Origin of the sequence: Streptomyces sp. NPDC047974 (genome assembly GCF_040653375.1) — a bacterium.
Lineage (GTDB): Bacteria > Actinomycetota > Actinomycetes > Streptomycetales > Streptomycetaceae > Streptomyces.
The window spans coordinates 111,084-128,971 of sequence record NZ_JBEZNU010000018.1 but is presented as its reverse complement, the minus strand read 5'-3'; the positions used below and the strand labels follow the sequence as shown (position 1 = coordinate 128,971).

Annotated in this window: 13 protein-coding genes, 1 tRNA gene and 1 pseudogene; 4 read left to right on the top strand and 11 right to left on the bottom strand. The window is 72.2% G+C overall.

Annotation, left to right across the window (positions count from 1 at the left end):
- Positions 1–16: 16 nt before the first annotated feature.
- Positions 17–478: a hypothetical protein gene (locus AB0E19_RS24845; protein ID WP_362184206.1), complete on the bottom strand. Its 462-nt coding sequence runs from the start codon at positions 476–478 to the stop codon at positions 17–19.
- A gap of 534 nt (positions 479–1,012) precedes the next feature.
- On the opposite strand from AB0E19_RS24845, the gene AB0E19_RS24840 reads away from it, so the two are divergent.
- From AB0E19_RS24840 to AB0E19_RS24830, 3 genes are read left to right on the top strand one after another with little or no spacing between them, the layout of a single operon-like run.
- On the top strand, positions 1,013–1,384 hold the full coding sequence (locus tag AB0E19_RS24840; RefSeq protein ID WP_362184203.1) for an RNHCP domain-containing protein: 372 nt from the start codon (positions 1,013–1,015) through the stop codon (positions 1,382–1,384).
- A 27-nt stretch (positions 1,385–1,411) separates the two neighbouring features.
- Positions 1,412–1,840: an RNHCP domain-containing protein gene (locus AB0E19_RS24835; protein ID WP_362184200.1), complete on the top strand. Its 429-nt coding sequence runs from the start codon at positions 1,412–1,414 to the stop codon at positions 1,838–1,840.
- Positions 1,841–1,896: 56 nt separating this feature from the next.
- The gene (locus tag AB0E19_RS24830; RefSeq protein ID WP_362184197.1) at positions 1,897–2,145 is read left to right on the top strand and encodes a hypothetical protein; all 249 of its coding nucleotides are present in this window, start codon (positions 1,897–1,899) and stop codon (positions 2,143–2,145) included.
- 348 nt (positions 2,146–2,493) lie between these two features.
- Here the strand turns inward: AB0E19_RS24830 and AB0E19_RS24825 are convergent, their stop codons facing one another.
- From AB0E19_RS24825 to AB0E19_RS24800, 6 genes are all read right to left on the bottom strand, one after another.
- Positions 2,494–5,067, bottom strand: coding sequence for an FG-GAP-like repeat-containing protein (locus tag AB0E19_RS24825; protein WP_362184194.1), 2,574 nt, complete (start codon positions 5,065–5,067; stop codon positions 2,494–2,496).
- A 60-nt stretch (positions 5,068–5,127) separates the two neighbouring features.
- On the bottom strand, positions 5,128–6,258 hold the full coding sequence (locus tag AB0E19_RS24820) for an FG-GAP-like repeat-containing protein (protein WP_362184191.1): 1,131 nt from the start codon (positions 6,256–6,258) through the stop codon (positions 5,128–5,130).
- 126 nt (positions 6,259–6,384) lie between these two features.
- On the bottom strand, positions 6,385–7,656 hold the full coding sequence (locus AB0E19_RS24815) for an FG-GAP-like repeat-containing protein (RefSeq protein WP_362184187.1): 1,272 nt from the start codon (positions 7,654–7,656) through the stop codon (positions 6,385–6,387).
- Positions 7,657–7,766: 110 nt separating this feature from the next.
- Positions 7,767–8,600, bottom strand: coding sequence for a hypothetical protein (locus tag AB0E19_RS24810; protein WP_362184184.1), 834 nt, complete (start codon positions 8,598–8,600; stop codon positions 7,767–7,769).
- 176 nt (positions 8,601–8,776) lie between these two features.
- Positions 8,777–8,941, bottom strand: a complete 165-nt coding sequence (locus AB0E19_RS24805) for a hypothetical protein (protein ID WP_362184181.1) — start codon at positions 8,939–8,941, stop codon at positions 8,777–8,779.
- Between the two features lie 164 nt (positions 8,942–9,105).
- On the bottom strand, positions 9,106–9,429 hold the full coding sequence (locus tag AB0E19_RS24800; RefSeq protein WP_362184178.1) for a hypothetical protein: 324 nt from the start codon (positions 9,427–9,429) through the stop codon (positions 9,106–9,108).
- A gap of 185 nt (positions 9,430–9,614) precedes the next feature.
- On the opposite strand from AB0E19_RS24800, the gene AB0E19_RS24795 reads away from it, so the two are divergent.
- Positions 9,615–10,610: a LuxR C-terminal-related transcriptional regulator gene (locus AB0E19_RS24795; protein WP_362184175.1), complete on the top strand. Its 996-nt coding sequence runs from the start codon at positions 9,615–9,617 to the stop codon at positions 10,608–10,610.
- 103 nt (positions 10,611–10,713) lie between these two features.
- Here AB0E19_RS24795 and AB0E19_RS24790 read toward each other — a convergent pair.
- The 4 genes and pseudogenes from AB0E19_RS24790 to AB0E19_RS24775 form a co-directional block, all read right to left on the bottom strand.
- A tRNA-Lys gene (locus tag AB0E19_RS24790) sits at positions 10,714–10,786 on the bottom strand.
- 82 nt (positions 10,787–10,868) lie between these two features.
- The gene (locus AB0E19_RS24785) at positions 10,869–14,042 is read right to left on the bottom strand and encodes an FG-GAP-like repeat-containing protein (protein WP_362184172.1); all 3,174 of its coding nucleotides are present in this window, start codon (positions 14,040–14,042) and stop codon (positions 10,869–10,871) included.
- A gap of 155 nt (positions 14,043–14,197) precedes the next feature.
- On the bottom strand, positions 14,198–17,449 hold the full coding sequence (locus tag AB0E19_RS24780; RefSeq protein ID WP_362184169.1) for an FG-GAP-like repeat-containing protein: 3,252 nt from the start codon (positions 17,447–17,449) through the stop codon (positions 14,198–14,200).
- A gap of 173 nt (positions 17,450–17,622) precedes the next feature.
- Positions 17,623–17,888 (bottom strand): annotated as a pseudogene (locus AB0E19_RS24775) (RNA helicase); the annotation flags it as partial.

The following is a 17,888-nucleotide window of genomic DNA, read 5'->3' as shown; positions in this document are numbered from 1 at the left end:
CGCCCGACGCAACGGCTCAGTCGTTCGCGCAGGCCGAGGCGAACGCCTTGACCCCGGACTTGAAGATGCTGCCGTCCGAGCAGGTCGTGATGCTGGTGTTGAGGGAACCGCCCGGATCGGCGATCCCGCTGATGTCCGCGATCCAGGAGTTCTGGTTCGTCCAGGTGACCTGCCGGGTGTTCTCGCTCACGGGCGTACCGCTGGGACTCAGCGAGAGGGTGGCCTGGACGCCGTTGGCCTTGACGGTCGCCACGTTGGTGATCTTGCTGACCGTGTACCGGGCGGACCCCTTCAGGGCCTTCGTGGAGGTCTTGAAGGAGCACTTGTCGGCGTAGACGTTGCAGTGCCAGGCGTTCACCTCGACCCGCGCACCCGTGCTCGGCAGCGCGGCCGAGGCGCTGTCGGAGACGGCCGAGGTGGGTACGGTCGCGGCGGCCACGAGCAACCCGGCCACCCCGACGATCTGCAGTGTCCTCATCACGTGTCTCTCCCCTGTGTCCGTGGAACACCGGAGCCTAGGGATCACCGCCCGACCGGAAGGTGGCCGAAAGAGCGCGAAGAAACGTCCACGGCACCCACGCGACGAGCATGCCGAAGGCCACCCGGCCGACGAGACGACCCGTCGGCACGAAGGAACACCGCCCCCACCCACGGCCCGTTTCCGGCCAGTGCCCTCCCCCTCTCATTCACCCGTCCGCAGCAGCCGGATAATCCGTTGACGCCCCCGGGCCGCGCCCTGTTGGCTGAGGGGGTCGTTCTGATTTCGTTCTGGGCCTGTGGGCCCTGGAAAAGGTGGTTGATGTCCCGGCCCGCGCCGAGTGCGCCTCGCCGTACCGCGTAACCGTCCGTCGCCTTTCGCCGCCCGTCTCGGGTGGCTGCCGGACCTGTTCCCGGTGCTCCGAACCGCCCGCCTCCGCGCCATCGATCCGTGGCGCGTGATCGGGTGCCTTCCGACGAGGCCACTCGGCCTGCTCTTGCTGTCTCGACCGACTTCTCAGCAAGGAGCAACCGGGTGTCCCACCACACCTCCCCCACCCACCACACCCTCGGTCTCGGCACCTTCGCCTGCGCGTGGTGCGGTCTGACCGTGTCCGCGTACGCCTCCGACGGCGTGCCGCGCAACCACTGCCCGTCCTGTCTGCACTCCCGGCACGTCCTCGACCACGTCGAGGGCGGGGCGAGCGACTGCGAGGGGCGGATGTCGCCGATCGCCATCGCCGTCCTGCGCACCGGTGACTGGAGGGTCATCCACCGCTGCGTGCGCTGCGACGAGCTCACCTCCAACCCGGTGTGCGTCGACGACAACCAGCTCATCCTGATGCGCATGGCGGTCCGCCCGCTGGCCCAACCGCCCTTCCCGCTCGAAGCGTTCGGAACCCTCTGACCGCCCGGATAGGGAAGGAGCACCGCCATGCCCCGCAACAACCGCAACAACCGCACCAGCCGTGGCCGGCGTCGGCCGCAGCGGTACAAGGACGTCCTGCACACCCAGGGCGGGCACCGGGCCAACGACTTCCGGTGCGCGTCCTGCCGGCTCGACGTGTCCCTGGTCGCCCCCGGTACCGCGCACCGCAACCACTGCCCCCACTGCCTCGCCAGCCTGCACGTGGACCGGCGGATCCCGGGCGACCGCGCCGCGGACTGCCACGGCCGGATGGAGGCCCTGGGCATGTCCGTCCGCCCGGACGGCGAGTGGCTGCTCATCCACCAGTGCGCCTCCTGCGGCGAGCTCAGCGCCAACCGCGTCGCCGGCGACGACAACCCGCTCGCCCTCGTCCGCCTCGCCCTCCGCCCCCTGGCCGACCCCCGGGCCGCCGGCCGCGTCCTGCTCACCCTGTGACCGGGGGAACCGGCGGAGAACCTGCAGAGAACCGTCAGAGACGGAAACACCCCACCATGAAGATCAGAACCGAGACCCCGTCCGACCGAACCCGCGTCCGCGAGGTCGTCACCGGCGCCTTCGGCTCCCCCGAGGACGCCGACCTCGTCGACGCCCTGGTCCGCGCCGGGCTCGACGCCGCCCGCGCCCTGGGCGAGCGCACCGTCACCGTCCTCGGACACCCGACGTACCACCCGAGGTTCGACTTCGAACGCACCGGCGCCCACGGGGTCACCTGCGCCGTCGGCGCCTACCGTCCCGAGTAGGCAGAACGACGGAACGCCCCACCCGGACCGAGTCGGGTGGGGCGTTCTGCCGGCGGTAGGCCGCGTCGGACTCGAACCCACAACCCATGGATCACAAGTCCTGGCCGAGTCCGGCCGGGTGATGCCGGGCTGTGCCGGAATTTTCGCTCACGCAGCCCTCGCGAGAGCGGATGATGGCCGTTCGAACCCGCGCTTCGAGCTTGGGAGTCATCGGGGCCGAGGTCGGCCAAAGCCTCGCTGCGCTAGGGAAACGCGCTCCGGTGGTGCAGATTCCGTAGGCTGTGGACACCTGTATCGACCGCTGTTGTCCGCCCTGAAGGGCACGGTCGGGGCACGCTCCTCTCCGGACTACCAACCGCCCGTCAGGTTGCGGGCGCTGCCGAACGTGGTGTCGCCGCGGCCCGACCAGGCTTTCAGGGTGCCGGTGGCGTTGTCCCTGGCGAGGATGTCCGCCTTGCCGTCGCCGTCGATGTCGGCGGCCGCGGTGGTCTGGGAGAAGTTCCAGCCTCCCGTCACCGTCGTGGCGCCGTTGAAGTAGCCGCCCGCGTTGTGGGTCCACATCTTGAGCGTGTTCGTCGCGGGGTCGCGGGCGATGATGTCGGCTTCGCCGTCGCCGTTGAAGTCCGCCGCGACGGTCTGGGCGAAGTTCCAGCCGGCGGAGAGCTGGGCGGCGGCGCCGAAGGTGCCATCGCCGTGGCCGGCCCAGATCTTGAGGTTGCCGCTCGCGTCCCGGGCGATGAGGTCGGTCTTGCCGTTGCCGTCGAAGTCGGCCGCGGCGGTCTGGGTGAAGTTCCAGCCTCCGGTGACGTTGGTGGCCGCACCGAAGGTTCCGTCGCCGCGGTTGACCCACAGGCGGAGCGTGTTCTTGGGGACGTTCGCGTCGAGGGGTCCTTCGTAACGGGCCATGATGTCGGCCTTGCCGTCGCCGGTGAAGTCCCCGGCGACAGTCTGGGAGTAGTTCTGCCAGCCGCCGGTGAGGTCCTTCGACGACGTGAAGGTGCCGTCGCCGCGGCCGTACCAGATCCGCAGGCTGCCGGTGGGATCGTGCCGGGCCATGAGGTCGGAGACCGAGTCGCCGTCGAAGTCGGCGGCCGTGGTCTCCCCCATGGGCAGGGAGGCCCGCACCGGACGGTCGGCCATGGTGCGGCCGAGGAGTTCCGTACCCGCGTCGTTGAAGTGGAAGCCGTCGCGGGTGCTCGCGATGGCGGGCCGGATGGCGTAGGGGTCGTCGAGGTCCTTGGTGACGGCGTCGAGGTCGACGTAGCCGTCGATGTCGCTCGTCGTGCGGATGTAGTCGTTCACCGTCTGCCGGACGGCCTCGCGGAGGCGGAAGGACTCGCCCGTCGCGGAGTAGCCGGAGAAGCCGGGGATGGTGGCGACGGTGACGCGGATCCCGCGGGCACGTGCCTGGGCCGCGATCGTGCGGATGGCGTTCGTGACGTCGCTCGCCGACTCCCCGTTGACGATGTCGTTGACGCCCTCGTAGAGGATGACCTCGCGCACGTTGGGCTGGGCGAACACGTCGCGGTCGAGGCGGGTGACCGCGCTGGGGCCCGCTGTGGTGGTGGAGTCGCCGGTGAGCCAGTTCCCGCTGATGCCGGCGTTGAGGACACCGGGCGCGGAGGCCCCGCTGTTCAGGAACGACGCATAGAAGTCGGGCCACCGCCGGTTGGTGTTCGCGGTGCTGTGGCCGCCGTCCGTCTGGGAGTCGCCGATGGCGACGACAGTCCCCTGGGAGCCCGCCGTGGCGACGTCGACACCGCTGACGAGGCTCCAGAAGCTCAGCCCCGTGGTGTAGTCGCCGCCGCCCACGTCGGTGGACCGGTCACCCGCGAGCCGGGCGGTGGCGTACGAGGTCGACAGCGCGTACGAGTGCCGGGGCGCCACCTTCACCGTGCCCGGCAGGTAGGAGCTGACCAGCAGGTTCTTCCCCGCCGTGACGGGGAAGGAGACCGGGTCGCTGACGAGTTCACCGCCGGCCGGGAGGGTCGCCTGCTGGCTGCCGCCGAAGGTCAGGGTGACCGGGGTCTGCGCGGCGGTGGCACCCCCGGACTGGGCGGCGACCGTGACACGGCCGAGCTTCACCGGCGCGGCCGAGAAGGTGTTGGCGAAACGCAGCCGGACCGTGCCGCCGCTGGTGTGCGGGTTGACCACCATGCGGATGGTCTGGTTCGACCAGTCGGGGTCGCTCCCCTGCGCGGTGGACGCGGCGTGGCTGAAGGACGCGGCCCAGCTTCCGGTCCAGGAGGCCCCGCCGGGCGCGGCGGATGTGGAACGTACCGCCATGGAGAAGACGTGGAGGCGCCTCCCGTCCGCGGGGGCGGTGGGCAGGGTGACCGAGGCGACCGTCTTTCCCGCGGTGAGGGGGACGGTGACCGCGTACAGCTTCACCGGCGTGGTGCCGCGTGCCGAGCGGCCGAGGACGACCGCCGCGGCGACCGCGCTGCCGGACTCCCAGTCACCGACGCCGGAGAGGCTGTACGCGGAGGTGGTCCCGTCGCTGTAGTGCACGGTGCCCGAGCCGGATATCGCGCCACCCGTGGCGGTGAGGAGGAAGCCGAGGGCGTTGCCTGAACCGGAGACGGCCACCCGCTGGCCGGCGGCCACGACGTTGTCCATCTGGCCGGGGGCCACGTCCGGGCGGGTATAGGTGGTGCCGTTGACGGTGACACGCGCGCCTCTGGTCCACCCCGCGGCGTCGAGGGCGTCGGCCGACAGGCTGTCGCCCTCCCCGTCGAGGTTCGCGAGCCCGGGATCGGCCTGTGTGGCGATACCGGCGTTGTTGAAGGCGCTGCTGAAGGCGGGGTACGCGGTCTCGGCCGCGGTCGCCTGGGATGCGGCGAGCCCGGTGGAGACCAGGCCGACGACGACGGCGGCCGCCACCGCTCTCGTCCGGGCGGAACGGAGTGTGGTGCGGGACATGGGGAGGGGTTCCTTTCTTGCTTCGTCGACGTCGGAGAGGGCTGCCACCGGTGTGTGTGGTTACCAGCCGCTGGTGAGGACGTTGGGGGCGCCGAAGGTGGTGTCACCGCGGCCGGCCCAGATGGTCAGGTCACCGGTGCTGTCGTTGCGGGCGATGAGGTCGGCCTTGCCGTTGCCGTCGACGTCCGCCGCGGTCGTCTGCGAGAAGTTCCAACCGCCGGTCACCGTCACCGCGGGGTTGAAGACACCCGCCGGGTTGTGCGTCCACAGCTTCAGGTTCCCGCTCGCGTCCTTCGCGATGATGTCGGCCTGGTTGTCGCCGTTGAAGTCCGCCGCAGCCGTCTGCGTGAAGTTCCAGCCGGAGGACACCTGGGCCGCCGCCCCGAACGTGCCGTCACCCCGCCCGGCCCAGATCTTCAGGTTCCCGCTCGCGTCCCGCGCGATCAGATCGTCCTTGCCGTTGCCGTCGAAGTCCGCCGCAGCCGTCTGCGTGAAGTTCCAGCCGGCCGTCACCTGGACAGCGGCATTGAACGTGCCGTCACCACGACCCAGCCACATCTTCAGGTTCGCGTCCGCGTCCCTGGCCACGATGTCGGCCTTGTTGTCGTTGTTGAAGTCACCCGCCACGGTCTGCGTGAAGTTCCAACCACTCGTCACATCGACCGCCGAGTTGAAGAAGCCCTCCGGATTGTGCTTCCACATCTTCAGCTTCCCCGCACCATCACGAGCGATGATGTCCGCCTCACCATCCCCGGTGAAGTCCGCCGCAGCCGTCTGCGTGAACACCGGAGCCGGCGGGACGTCCTCGGGGAAGGGCTCACCCGGATCCGATCCGAGGCCCACCTTGGGGCCGCAGACGGGCCACTGGCCCTCGCCGTACAGGTCCAGAAGCTTCTCGCCCATCAGGATCTGCTCGTTCTTCGTCGCCTGGTGCGGGTAGGCGGCGTACTGCGTGCCGCCGATCGACTGCCAGGTGGAGAGGCTGAACTGGAGCCCCCCGTAATAGGTGACAGATCCGCTGCTCACGATCGTCCAGTCACCGCCGCTCTCACACTCAGCGAGCTTCTCCCACGTGCTCAGCGAGGCGGCGTGGGAGGTCCCCGCCGCTCCGCCCAGCGCGACGATCGCGGAGCTGGTCGCGAGGAGGAGCGCGAGGGTACGACGGTGGCGGGCGGCGGGACGCGAGGACATGGCGAGGAAACCTTCCGGGCAGGCAGGCGGGGAACGAGAAGTGGGGACCGTCCGCGACGGGGGACGGCGGCCGGGCCGGGGGGCGTACGGAAGGAATCCGTACGCCCCCCGGCACGCGGGCGGTGATTACCAGCCGCTGGTGAGGACGTTGGGGGCGCCGAAGGTGGTGTCACCGCGGCCGGCCCAGATGGTCAGGTCACCGGTGCTGTCGTTGCGGGCGATGAGGTCGGCCTTGCCGTTGCCGTCGACGTCCGCCGCGGTCGTCTGCGAGAAGTTCCAACCGCCGGTCACCGTCACCGCGGGGTTGAAGACACCCGCCGGGTTGTGCGTCCACAGCTTCAGGTTCCCGCTCGCGTCCTTCGCGATGATGTCGGCCTGGTTGTCGCCGTTGAAGTCCGCCGCAGCCGTCTGCGTGAAGTTCCAGCCGGAGGACACCTGGGCCGCCGCCCCGAACGTGCCGTCACCCCGCCCGGCCCAGATCTTCAGGTTCCCGCTCGCGTCCCGCGCGATCAGATCGTCCTTGCCGTTGCCGTCGAAGTCCGCCGCAGCCGTCTGCGTGAAGTTCCAGCCGGCCGTCACCTGGACAGCGGCATTGAACGTGCCGTCACCACGACCCAGCCACATCTTCAGGTTCGCGTCCGCGTCCCTGGCCACGATGTCGGCCTTGTTGTCGTTGTTGAAGTCACCCGCCACGGTCTGCGTGAAGTTCCAACCACTCGTCACATCGACCGCCGAGTTGAAGAAGCCCTCCGGATTGTGCTTCCACATCTTCAGCTTCCCCGCACCATCACGAGCGATGATGTCCGCCTCACCATCCCCGGTGAAGTCCGCCGCAGCCGTCTGCGTGAACACCGGAGCCGGCGCCGGGTCGGAATCCACCCCACCGATCGGAGAGACGTAGCCGTCGACCTTCTGGGTGTTGTAGTAGCCGTTCTTGATGGTGCCGTAGGTCACCGAGTTGTTCTGGTTGCCGCCGATGGTGGTGATGGTGCCGTCGGCGTTGATCGACTTCACCAGCGCCACGTGATCGGCGTAACCGGCGCCGTTGTAGTTGAACACCACCGCGTCGCCGACGTGCGGGGTGCTCTTCAGCCCGCCGTTGTACTGGCCGAAGCTGCCGGCGGCCGCGGTGAGCCCGGTGACGTTCACGCCGGACTGCGCCCAGACCCACTTCGCGAAGTCGGCGCACCAGGCCTCGGAGCAGCTGTTGTAGTAGCCGCTGCCCCCCTCGCTGTTCGTGTCGCACGGGCCGTTGCCCAGGTTCGCCTGGGCTATGCCGATGATCGTCGAACCCACACTCGCCGAGGCGGTCTGGGCGGCGGCGAACACGAGCGTGGGAGTGAGCACGGCGGTGGCGAGGACGCCCTGCAGCGTGCGGCGAAGAGCGGTCTTGGACATGCGTTCTCTCCTGTTTTCGGGCAGGACGAAGTCCTGGGCGGCGCGCGCGGCGCCTAGGTCTGGGGAAGGAGTGGGGCCATGAGGATGAGGCCCCGTGGTTCAGGGACGGCTCAGGGCGCGATCGTGACCCTGGCCGCGGCCGTTCCGGCCTGGTGGTTGGACGGCTGGGAGACGGCGTGCACCTGGAGTTCGGTGACGCCCGCGCCCAGACCGGTGTCGAGCGCGACCCGGTAGCGGATCGTCATGACCGCGTTCCTGGGCAGGGGAGCGCCGCCGGTGGCGACGAGGAGGAAGTCCATCCCGGCTGCCTGGGGCAGCGGTGCGGGCTGCCAGGTGCCGCTCGCCGGGTCGAAGCGCTCCAGTCGTCCGGAGACGGACCCGAGAGGCGCGAGTCCGCCGTCGTACTGGTCGAAGCGCACCACGGGGGCGATGAGCGGGAAGTCGGTGTCCCCGGTGTTGCGCAGGGTCACGGTGAACTCGGTCGGTGCGGCGCCGGGCACGAGCCGGGCCGGCGTCGGCAGGCCGTCGATCTCGGCCGTGATCCGCGCGGTGTCGGAGACGGCGAGCCGTCCCTCGGGCAGGTGACGCGGTACGGCCGAAGCGGTGGGAGTCGGAGCGGGAGCGGCCTGGCCCGACTGGGTGTGACGGGGCTCGGCAGAGGTCGTCGCACCCTGCTGGGGGCGCACGGACGCCGGAGGGGGAGTGTGCTGAGAGGGCTCCGTCGCGCGCGGGGTCTCGATGGGGCGCGGAAGCCCGGAGGACTGCGGAGCCACCGACGCGACCGGCTCCCCGGGGCTGAGGGCGCGGCTCGATCCGGCAGCCGTGGGTCCCGCCTGGGAGGCGGACGGCTGGCCGCCCCCGCAGGCGGTGAGCAGGGCGGCGAGTCCGGCGGCCGCCAGGGCGGTGGTGACGAGGCGCTGAGTACGGGACCTGACGGACTGCATGGCTACGGGAATCCTTCACGAGGGCTGATGGGAGTGACGGCCGGACGCGGGGCCGGGCCGGGATCGCGTCGTTGCCGGAGAGGACCGACGGAGGCGAGGAGATGTGGGGGGCGTCCGACTCGGGCCTGCTGAGACCCACGTACGGGAGAGGCGTGCCGCTGTCCGCGTGAGTGCCGCTACTGCCAGGTCATGTTGTCGGTGCCCGCGACCGGAACGGTGTCCACCACCGGCGCCCCGGCGACGACCGGGCCGGCGCCGGCCTGGACTGCGGTTCCCAGAAGGGCGGCGCCGAGGGCGAGGACGACGACCGCGGTGGTCTCGGCGATACGGGTGCGCAGCATGACGGGATCCTTTTCCTGGGTGGGCGGTACGTCTCCGGACCGCATCCCGCGGTGATGCCGCATCCGGTGCGTCGACCGGGCCTCCCCGGCGACGAGCTCCACTTTTCCCTCGCTCGGGGCCCAGCAGAAGAGTCTTCCCGTGGACGGAATCGGCCGTGGACGGATCAGTCCACGGCCCTCGGGCCGCCGTCGGCGAGGGCGTCGTAGACGGGGGCCAAGAGCGGCACGTACCCCTCGATCACCGTCCACCCCGCCAGCTCCCGCCGCTCGGCCAGCGTCCGCAGACAGGCCGTCAACGCCACCTGCTCGGCCTCCTCCAGGCAGTCGGCCAGCAGAAAGACGCCCAGAACGGGACGGGTGGGCGAGGCGGCGTGGACCGTGACGTGCTCGACGTGTCCGGATTCGGCCGCGTGGGCCACCCAGGCACCGATCTCCTCGGGGACACAGGCACCTGGGGGCTGGCGCAGATGGACATGAACCAGATACATGTCCGCCAGGCTTCCAGGGCCGAAACCCGATATGCGTCCTGAGGCCGGGACGATTCGGGCCACGTCCGGAACAGGCCAGGGGCCGCGCGCTCCGCTGTTCTCCGTAGTCACCCGGGCGACGTGACTGGCATGATCCTGTGACCACTGATGTTCACGTCAAAGACATTCCGGGGGGGATGTTGGGCATGCTCACCGAACTGGGCCTGGACAGCACGGCGGAGGCCGTCTACCGGATCATGCTGGCCCACCCTCAGCACGGAGTGCGGGCCATCGCACAGGAACTGGACATGTCCGAGGACAAGGTCCGTCACGCTCTGGACACGCTCAGCGAGCTCACCCTCGTCCGGGCGTCGTACGAATCCCGGAGCCAGTTGCGGGCCGTGCCGCCGGCCTTGGGGATGGAGGTGCTGATGGCGCGCCAGCAGGCCGAGCTCGCGGCCCGCCAGCAGCGGCTGGAGGCCTCACGCGAAGCCGCGGCGCGGCTCATCGCCGACTACGCCGCCCTCACCCCTTCGGTCGGCGGCCCCGGCGTCGAACAGCTCGTCGGCCTCGACCGGATCCGCGACCGCCTCGCCACGCTGACCCGGGACGTCCGGGAAGAGGTGCTGGGCCTGAACACCGACGGGGCCCAGACCGCCGAGGCCATGGAAGCGTCCCGCCCCCTGGACCAGGAACTCTTCGACCGCGGCGTCCGCATGCGTACCGTCTACCTCGACAGCGTGCGCAACGACGAACCCACGCTCGCGTACGCCGACTGGCTGGCCACGCGCGGCGCCCAGGTGCGCACGGCGCCGACGCTGCCGACCCGGATGATCGTGGTCGACCGGAAGACCGCGGTCATCCCGCTCACCAGTCAGGACACGGCGGTCGGAGCCGTCGTCCTGACGAGCGACGGCATCGTCACCGCGCTCTGCGCGCTCTTCGAGACCATCTGGGCAGCGGCTCAGCCCCTCGGCAGCGGCTCCACACCTGACGAACACGGGCTCACCGCCCAGCAGAGTGCGACGCTCCGCCTCCTCGCCGCGGGTCACACGGACGAGGCCATCGCCAAGCGGCTGGGCGTCTCCTCCCGCACCGCCCGGCGCATCGCCACCGATCTCATGGACCGGCTCGACGCCCGCAGCCGCTTCGAGGCGGGAGTGCGCGCGGTCCAGCAGGGCTGGCTTCCGCGTTCGTCCTGAACGACGGAGCACCCCGGCCTGAACGACAGAGCGCCCCGACCGGTCGAAACCGGTCGGGGCGCTCCATGGCGGGTCAGAGGGTCTCCCCTCCCCCACCGCTCGGTAGGCCGTGTGGGACTCGAACCCACAACCAATGGATTAAAAGTCCACTGCTCTGCCAATTGAGCTAACGGCCCGTGTGCGAGCACTCCGTGCAGCATAGCCCGACGGGCCCGGGGAACCGATCGGGTATCGGAACCCGCCGCGCCGTGCCCCGGGTCAGTGGAGGGTGCGGAAGGTGTTCCAGCCGCCGTTGCCGATGAGCTCGCGGGGGCCGTAGCGGTCGCTGGTGCGGCCGCGGCCGTAGCTGTAGTAGGCGTGGAGGCGGCCGGACGCGTCGCGGGCGACGAGGTCGCCGTCGCCGTCGGCGTCGAGGTCGCCGACGCCCTGGACGGCCGTGTAGACCTGCCAGCCGCCGCCGACCCTCACGCGCGGGGTGACGCCGCCGGACGGGGTGCCGAAGTAGGCCCACAGGATGCCGGAGCCGTCGATGCCGAGGAGGTCGCCGCGGCCGTCGCCGTCGAGGTCGCCCGCGCCGGTGATCCGCTTGTACAGCTTCCAGTTGATGCCGATCCGGACCCGGGGCGCGAGGCGGTGGTCGGCGGTGCCGGCGTAGAAGTACATGTCGCCGGTAGCGGTCTGGCGCGCGATCAGGTCCTGGTGGCCGTCCGCGTTGACGTCGCCGGGCGGGGTGAGCACGTCGTACTGGGCCCAGCCGGCTCCGATGGCGGTGTACGGCGACGAGGCCGTGACGACCCTGCCGCAGCCCGGCCGGTAGGCGCGCAGCTCGTTGCCGACGCGGCCGAGGACGTCGGCGCAGCCGTCGCCGTTCACGTCGCCGAAGGGCACGAGGAGGGTGCCGGCCGGGAAGGCCGCGCCGGCGGCGGTGGTGCGGGCGGAGAGCCCGCCGAGGCCGTTGCCCCGGTAGAGGGAGACGGCGCCGGACGTGTTCACGCCGAGCAGCTCGCCCTGGGCGTCGGCTCCCGCGAGGTCCCGGAAGGCGGGCCGGCTGCCGGAGACCGTGAACCGGCCGGAGGCGTACAGGTCGCGGCCCTTGCCGTCGGCGGTGAGGGCGCGCACCTCCCACGCGTACGGCCCGTTCGGCGCGGGCAGGCCCGCCGCGTTCCTCCCGTCCCAGGTGACGTCGATCCGCCCGCGGGTCTCGGTGCCCCGGAAGGTCCGCAGCGGCTCGAAGCTGTACGCGTCGACCACGCTCACCTCGTACTGGGAGGCGGGCTTCGACAGTGCCCAGGACGCCTTCCAGGTCCCGGGCATCCGCAGCCCGGTCGGGGTCGAGGCGGCGGCGGCCCTCAGGTCGGAGGCGGGGACGTCGGTCCAGACGACGTGCACCCGCTGGTCGGCGCCCCGGTAGGCGACGGCGCCGCCGAAGCGGTCGACGGTCCAGGTGACGCGGCGCTCGCCGGAGACGGTCTCGGCGCGGGTCAGGTCGAAGGGCGTGCCGGCCGTCCCGGTGGGGAAGGGGGTGACGCGCAGGTACGAGGCGGGGCTCTGGTCCACGAAGTAGCCGTCGCCGAGGAGTCCGCCCCGGTGGGCCCCCGCCGGCAGGGCGATGCGGACGGGCGCGGCCGGGTTCCTGAGGTCGAGCACGCCCTGCTTCTCGTACCGCGCGCACGACCAGTAGAGCCAGCGGCCGGCCGTCTGCAGCTCGGTCAGGGGGCAGCCGGCGCCGGTCGTGACGGTGCCGAGGGTCGTGCCGGTGGCGAGGTCCTTGCGGACGACGTCGCCCGCGCTCCCGGTGCCGGTGTAGAGGGTGTCGCCCCAGACGGCCGCGGCGGTCTGGGTCTGGCGGGAGAGGATCCTCGGGGCGTCCAGGTCGAGGACGAGCGTCTCGCCGCCGGCGACGAGTTCGCCGGGCCGGCCCGGGGTGCCGGTCTGGAAGACCGTCCACCGGCCGAAGGCGTCGGCGATGCGGCCGTCCCGGTCGACCGCCACCCGGGTGGTCCGGCCGGCGGTCGCGCCGGTGGTCCTGCGGGAGACGACCGCGCGGGCGGCGTCCGGGATCCGCGGGAAGGAGACCACCCGGCCGTCGCCGGTGTCGAGGAGCGGCGGCTCGTTCGGCTCCGCGCCCGTCTCGGCGCCGGCCCACGCCGCCGCGGACTGCCCGGTGTGGAGCGGCCCGACCGGCAGCGTACGGCTGTAGAAGCCGGGGCCCTTCGGGCCGTCGTGCTCCAGCGTGGTGAGCCGGCCCATGCCGAGGGCCAGCGACTCCACCTCGGCCGGAAGCGGCGCCACCGGACGCAGCTTCTCCAGGGCCGGGGCGGCGCCGCCCTTGCCGGGCACCGCCTTGAGGACGGCCCAGTCGGTGGCGGACGTGCCGCCGACGACCGCCGCGCCCGACCCGTCCGCGAGCTGCGTGATCCGCGCCTCGGCCCCGGCGAGGAGCGTCTGCCGCTCCCCGGCCGGGCTCACGGCGACGAGCGCCCGGGTGAGGGAGTCGCCCGCCGACCGGGGCTCGGCCGTGGTCAGGAGCCGGTCGCCGACGAGCCCGATCCGGGTGGCGTTCAAGCCGGCCGGCAGCGGGTAGCCGACCTCGGGTCCGGCGAGGTCGGCGCGGCTCCGGATGTGGACGTTCCGGTCGGGGTCCACCCAGGCGATCCGCTCGGCGGTGACGGCCACACCCGCGACGAGCGCCCCGTCGGCCGCGGTCGCCTCCGCGAGCACCCGCATCCGCCCGGTCGCCGGGTCCACGAGGCCGAGCAGGGAGTCGCGGTCCGTGCCGGAGGTCCCGACGGTGAATCGGAGCACGGCGACGCCCTCCGCACCGGCCACCAGCCGCGCCCCGTGGAGGTCGGCGCCGACGGGCCAGCCGGTGACGGGGACGGAGGCGCCGTTCGGGGCGCTCGCGGCCCGGAGGAAGTACCCGCTGGTGGCGCCGAGCGACGTACCCGCCACGTACTGCTGGAAGAGCAGCCGGTCGCCGACGAGGCCCCGGTAGGAGGCGTCGTCGGGGACGGTCAGGGCCGTCGTCGTACCGCTCTCCAGGTCGAGCACCCCGTACGCGCCGACGCCCCGCTCCACGTACGCGTACCGGCCCCCGGTCCCGAACTCCGCGAAGGCGTCGTTCCCGTCGCCGTACCCCAGCGGCCGGCTGGTTCCGGTCGCGAGGTCCGTCCACTCCACGCCCGCCCCGGACCCCTCGGCGCGATGCGCGTATCCGCCCGCCCCCACGGCGAGCACCGCCTCCGCGCGGGGCGCGCTCCGGAGGTTGGGCTCCACGTCCACCTGGTCGATCCCGACCACCGGCGCCCCGGGCGCGGCCACCGCCCCCGGGGCGAGCCCCCCGCCGGTGACGGCCAGGACGGCGGCCAGCAGAGCGACACGGGTACGGGCGCGACGCACGCGACGCGCGGGCGCGGAAGCGGTACGAGACAAGAGGCCCCTCCCCAGGGTCCGGCACTGTGGCGGGTGGTGCGGTCGGCGCGGGCGATCGGACACACGAGCGTCCCACGTCCCCGTGTACGAGACCGGTCCGGCCCCGTGATGGTTGTACGGGAACGGACCGGCCTCTCATCGATGGCGCGGGCTCGTCAGGAGAGCGTCCGGTACATCTGCCAGCCGCCGCCGATCTGCACGCGGCCGGCGAACTGGCCGGCGCCCGACCCGGTGTACCGCCACAGCATCCCGGTGGTGTCGCGGGCGACCATGTCGGCCCGGCCGTCACCGGTGAGGTCGCCGACGCCGACGAGGGCGTTGTACGTCTGCCAGCCGCCGCCGATCCGCACCCGGACGCCGAAGTTGCCCTTGCCGGTGCCGAGGTAGCGCCAGAGCACACCGGTGGTGTCGCGGGCGACGAGGTCGCCGTGCTTGTCGCCGGTCAGGTCGCCGGTGCCCACGATCCGGTCGTACGTCTGCCAGCCGCCGCCGATCAGCGTCCGGGTCGTGAACGCGCCGCTGCCGTTGTCGGCGTACAACCACAGCTGGCCGGCCGGGGTCCGGGCGAGCAGGTCGGGACGGCCGTCGCCGGTGAGGTCGCCGGGGGCGGTCAGGGCGTTGTAGATCTGCCAGCCGCCGCCGATCGTCCGGCGCGGGCCGCCGGGCACGAACGCCGCCTTGCCGCACGAGCCGTCGTACCGGGTCAGTGTCCCGGCCGAGTCGCGGACGAGCAGGTCGGCGCAGCCGTCGCCGGAGAGGTCGCCGAAGGGCACGGTGACCGAGGAGGCGGGCCACCCGGAACCGACGGCGCCGGTGCCGAGCCCGCCGGTCCCCGTGCCGGTCCGCACGGCGAGCTGCCCGGCCGAGGTGAGGCCGAGCAGATCGCCCTTGCCGTCGCCGCTGAGGTCCCGCCAGGCGGGCTGCGGCGCAGGGGCGCCGCCGGACACCGTCAGGGAGCCGGTCAGCGAGAGGTCGGCGCCGATGCCGTCGGCGGGGCGGGCGGTGAGGGTCCAGGTGTACGCGCCGTTCCGCGCGGCCTTGCCGGAGCCGTCCTTCCCGGTCCAGCCGGCGTCGATCCGGCCGCGCGCCTCGGCACCCGAGACGGTGCGGACGACCGTCCCGGTGGCCTTCTCCTTCACGGTGACCTTCCAGGCGCCGGTGGGCTTGGAGGTCCACCAGCGGCCGGACCAGCCGGCTCCGGAGGAGGCGAGGTTCAGGGAGGCGCCGGTGACGGAGGAGTCGATGACGTCGACGGGCGGCGCGTCGACACCGGTGTCGACGATGCGGACCCGCTGGTCGGTGCCGGCGTAGGCGACGTGTCCGCCGAAGCGGTCGACGGTCCAGCCCCAGCCGGCCCGGTGCCATTGCCCCAGCGCGGCAGCACCCACGAGGACGCGCGTAGGAACCGTCGACCCGGTGGCGGGCAGCCCGGCGGACAGGTCGTGGAGCCGCAGCCCGGCCGTTGCGTCCTGCTGGACGAGGTAGCCGTCGCCCAGCAGGACGTTGCGGATGTTCCGCCCGGGCACGGCCATGGTCCGCCCGGTCTTCCGGTCGTAGACGCCCGAGCCCTGCGCCGGGCCCCATTCGCTGTCCTCGCAGGACCAGTACACCCAGCGCCCCGCGGCCTGGAGTTCGGTCGGCAGGCAGGAGTTGGGCGTGGTGAAGGAAGCCCCGGCCGCACCGGTCGTCAGCGACTCCGAGGAGATCTTCGGACTGCCCTTGGCGACGCTCCACAGGCTGGACCCCCAGACCGCGGCCAGACTCGCGCCGGCGCGTCTCGTGACGATCGCGTCGCCGGCCCCCTTGAACCGGACGACGGACGGCTCGTCACCGGGCACATCGGTGACCACCACCCCGAACCGGCCGGAGAGGTCGGTCAGCCGGTCGCCGGTCGTCGCTGCGTAGGGCCCCCAGTCCCGTTCTCCGTTGCGGTACAGGACGGTGTACTCACCGAGGGTGGTGCCCCGCAGCCCGTGGGCTCCGTCGCCGCTCGCAGTGATCCGGTCGTAGGGTCGCTGCCCGGGGGGCTCGTAGCCGCTGAACTGCATGCTGGTCATCGGGGCGTCCACGGTCGTCCTGACCGGCTGCGGTTGACCGGCGACCGTAGACATCCAGGTGGACCGGTAGACCCCGTGGACGCCCCCCGGGTAGAAGTGCGTGCTGTTCGCGGCCGTGGTGAGGATGCCGCTGCCGAGAGAGAGACCGAAGATCTCGGCGGGCATCGGCGCGATGGTGCGAAGGCGGTGCTTGGTCACGCCTCCGTCGGCGGTCGGCGAGATCCGGAAAATGGCCCAGTCGACGTCGCCCGAGGGTTCGGCGGTCTCCGCGCCGGCGACGAGCGCGTCACCCTGCGGGGTCAGGACGATCTGGGTGTACGCGCGCTGCAGCAGTGGCTTCGACAGGCTCTCGCCCGCCTCCGGCAGGTTCCACAGCTCCGCACCCCGGTACTCGTTGTCTCCGGGGTTCTGCGGCTCGACGGCGAGGACCGCCGTGCCCACCGGCGCGAGGGTCGCCCTGTACGAGCTGCCGTGGGAGCCGACCGCTCGGATCAGGGTGTGGGGAGCCGCGCGGTCCAGGATCGCCACTCCGTCCCGCAGGATCGTTCCCGCGCCCAGGCGGAAGCCGCTCACGGCCCAGGGCTGTTCCGGATTCGGGCGGTCCGGAAGCTCCTTCGCCACCCCGTCGGCGATGTCCACGATCCTCCACCGATTCCAGGTCTCCCCAGCGGATTCCTTGTAGCGGAGGACGAGGGAGGTCGCGTCCGCGTCCTCCAGTCCGCCGAGCACGGCGCCCTCGGGGAAGCCGGTGATCGGGCCGGCCGTCACCTTCCCGGACACGGAGTCGTACCGCAGCAGGTGGTAGGCGGTGGGCGCCTCGGCCGTGCCCGTACGGGTGAGAACGGTGTCCCCGTAGGTTCCGACGTACTCCTGCCCCGGCGGGATGACGATGTCGGCGAAGACCGCGCCCGCGCCCTTCTGGAGGGTGACGTGCGGAGCGGGGGTGGCGGAGTGGAGAGCGACGGTGTCGGAGCCGTCGCCCCAGTATCCGGTGTCGCCGAGGAACAGCGGCCGCTGGTTGTAGTCCCAATACCCGTCCACGTAGTTGTAGCGCGGCGCCTCGGGCAGGGTGACGGCGAGCGGGGTCGCCTTGCCGGTGGCGTAGTCGATCCACTGGAGGCGGGCGTCGCCCTCCTGGGCCAGGAGGTAGCCGGTCTCGCCGGCGTTGAGGATCGAGGTGGCGCGCGGCGAGAAGCGCGGCGCGGCCGGGAGCACGGTGGTCTGCGGTGCCGTGTCGGCGACCGCGGGCGGTGCCACGATCCCGGCGGACGTCGCCGCCGTGACGGTCGCGAGTGCCAGGACGAGGGCGGCGCGGGCGCGCGTCCGCCGCGCGGGTGCGGTACGAGACAAGGAGGCCCCTCCAGGGGTGGTCCATGAGTACGGCGGGCGGGCCGGACGCCTGAGCGTCGCGCGCGCCCGCGTACGAGACCGCCGGAGGGGCCCGATGGTTGTACGCCGGACGCGACGAACCCCCGTGACGGTCGGTGTCACGGGGGTTCGTCGGTGTGTCAGGTCACGCGGGCTCAGCCGTTGCGCTTCCAGCGGGGCTTGTCGTCGCGGCGGCCGCCACCGAAGGAGGAGCCGGACGGGCGGTGGTCGTCGCGGCGGAAGCCACCGCCGGACGGGCGGTCGTCGCGGCGGAAGCCGCCGCCCGAGGGGCGGTCGTCGCGGCGGTCGCGGTTGAACGGACGGTCGTTGTCGCGGCGGAAGCCACCGGACGGACGGTCGTCACGACGGAAGCCGCCACCGGCCGGACGGTCGTTGTCCCGGCGGAAGCCGCCCGACGGAC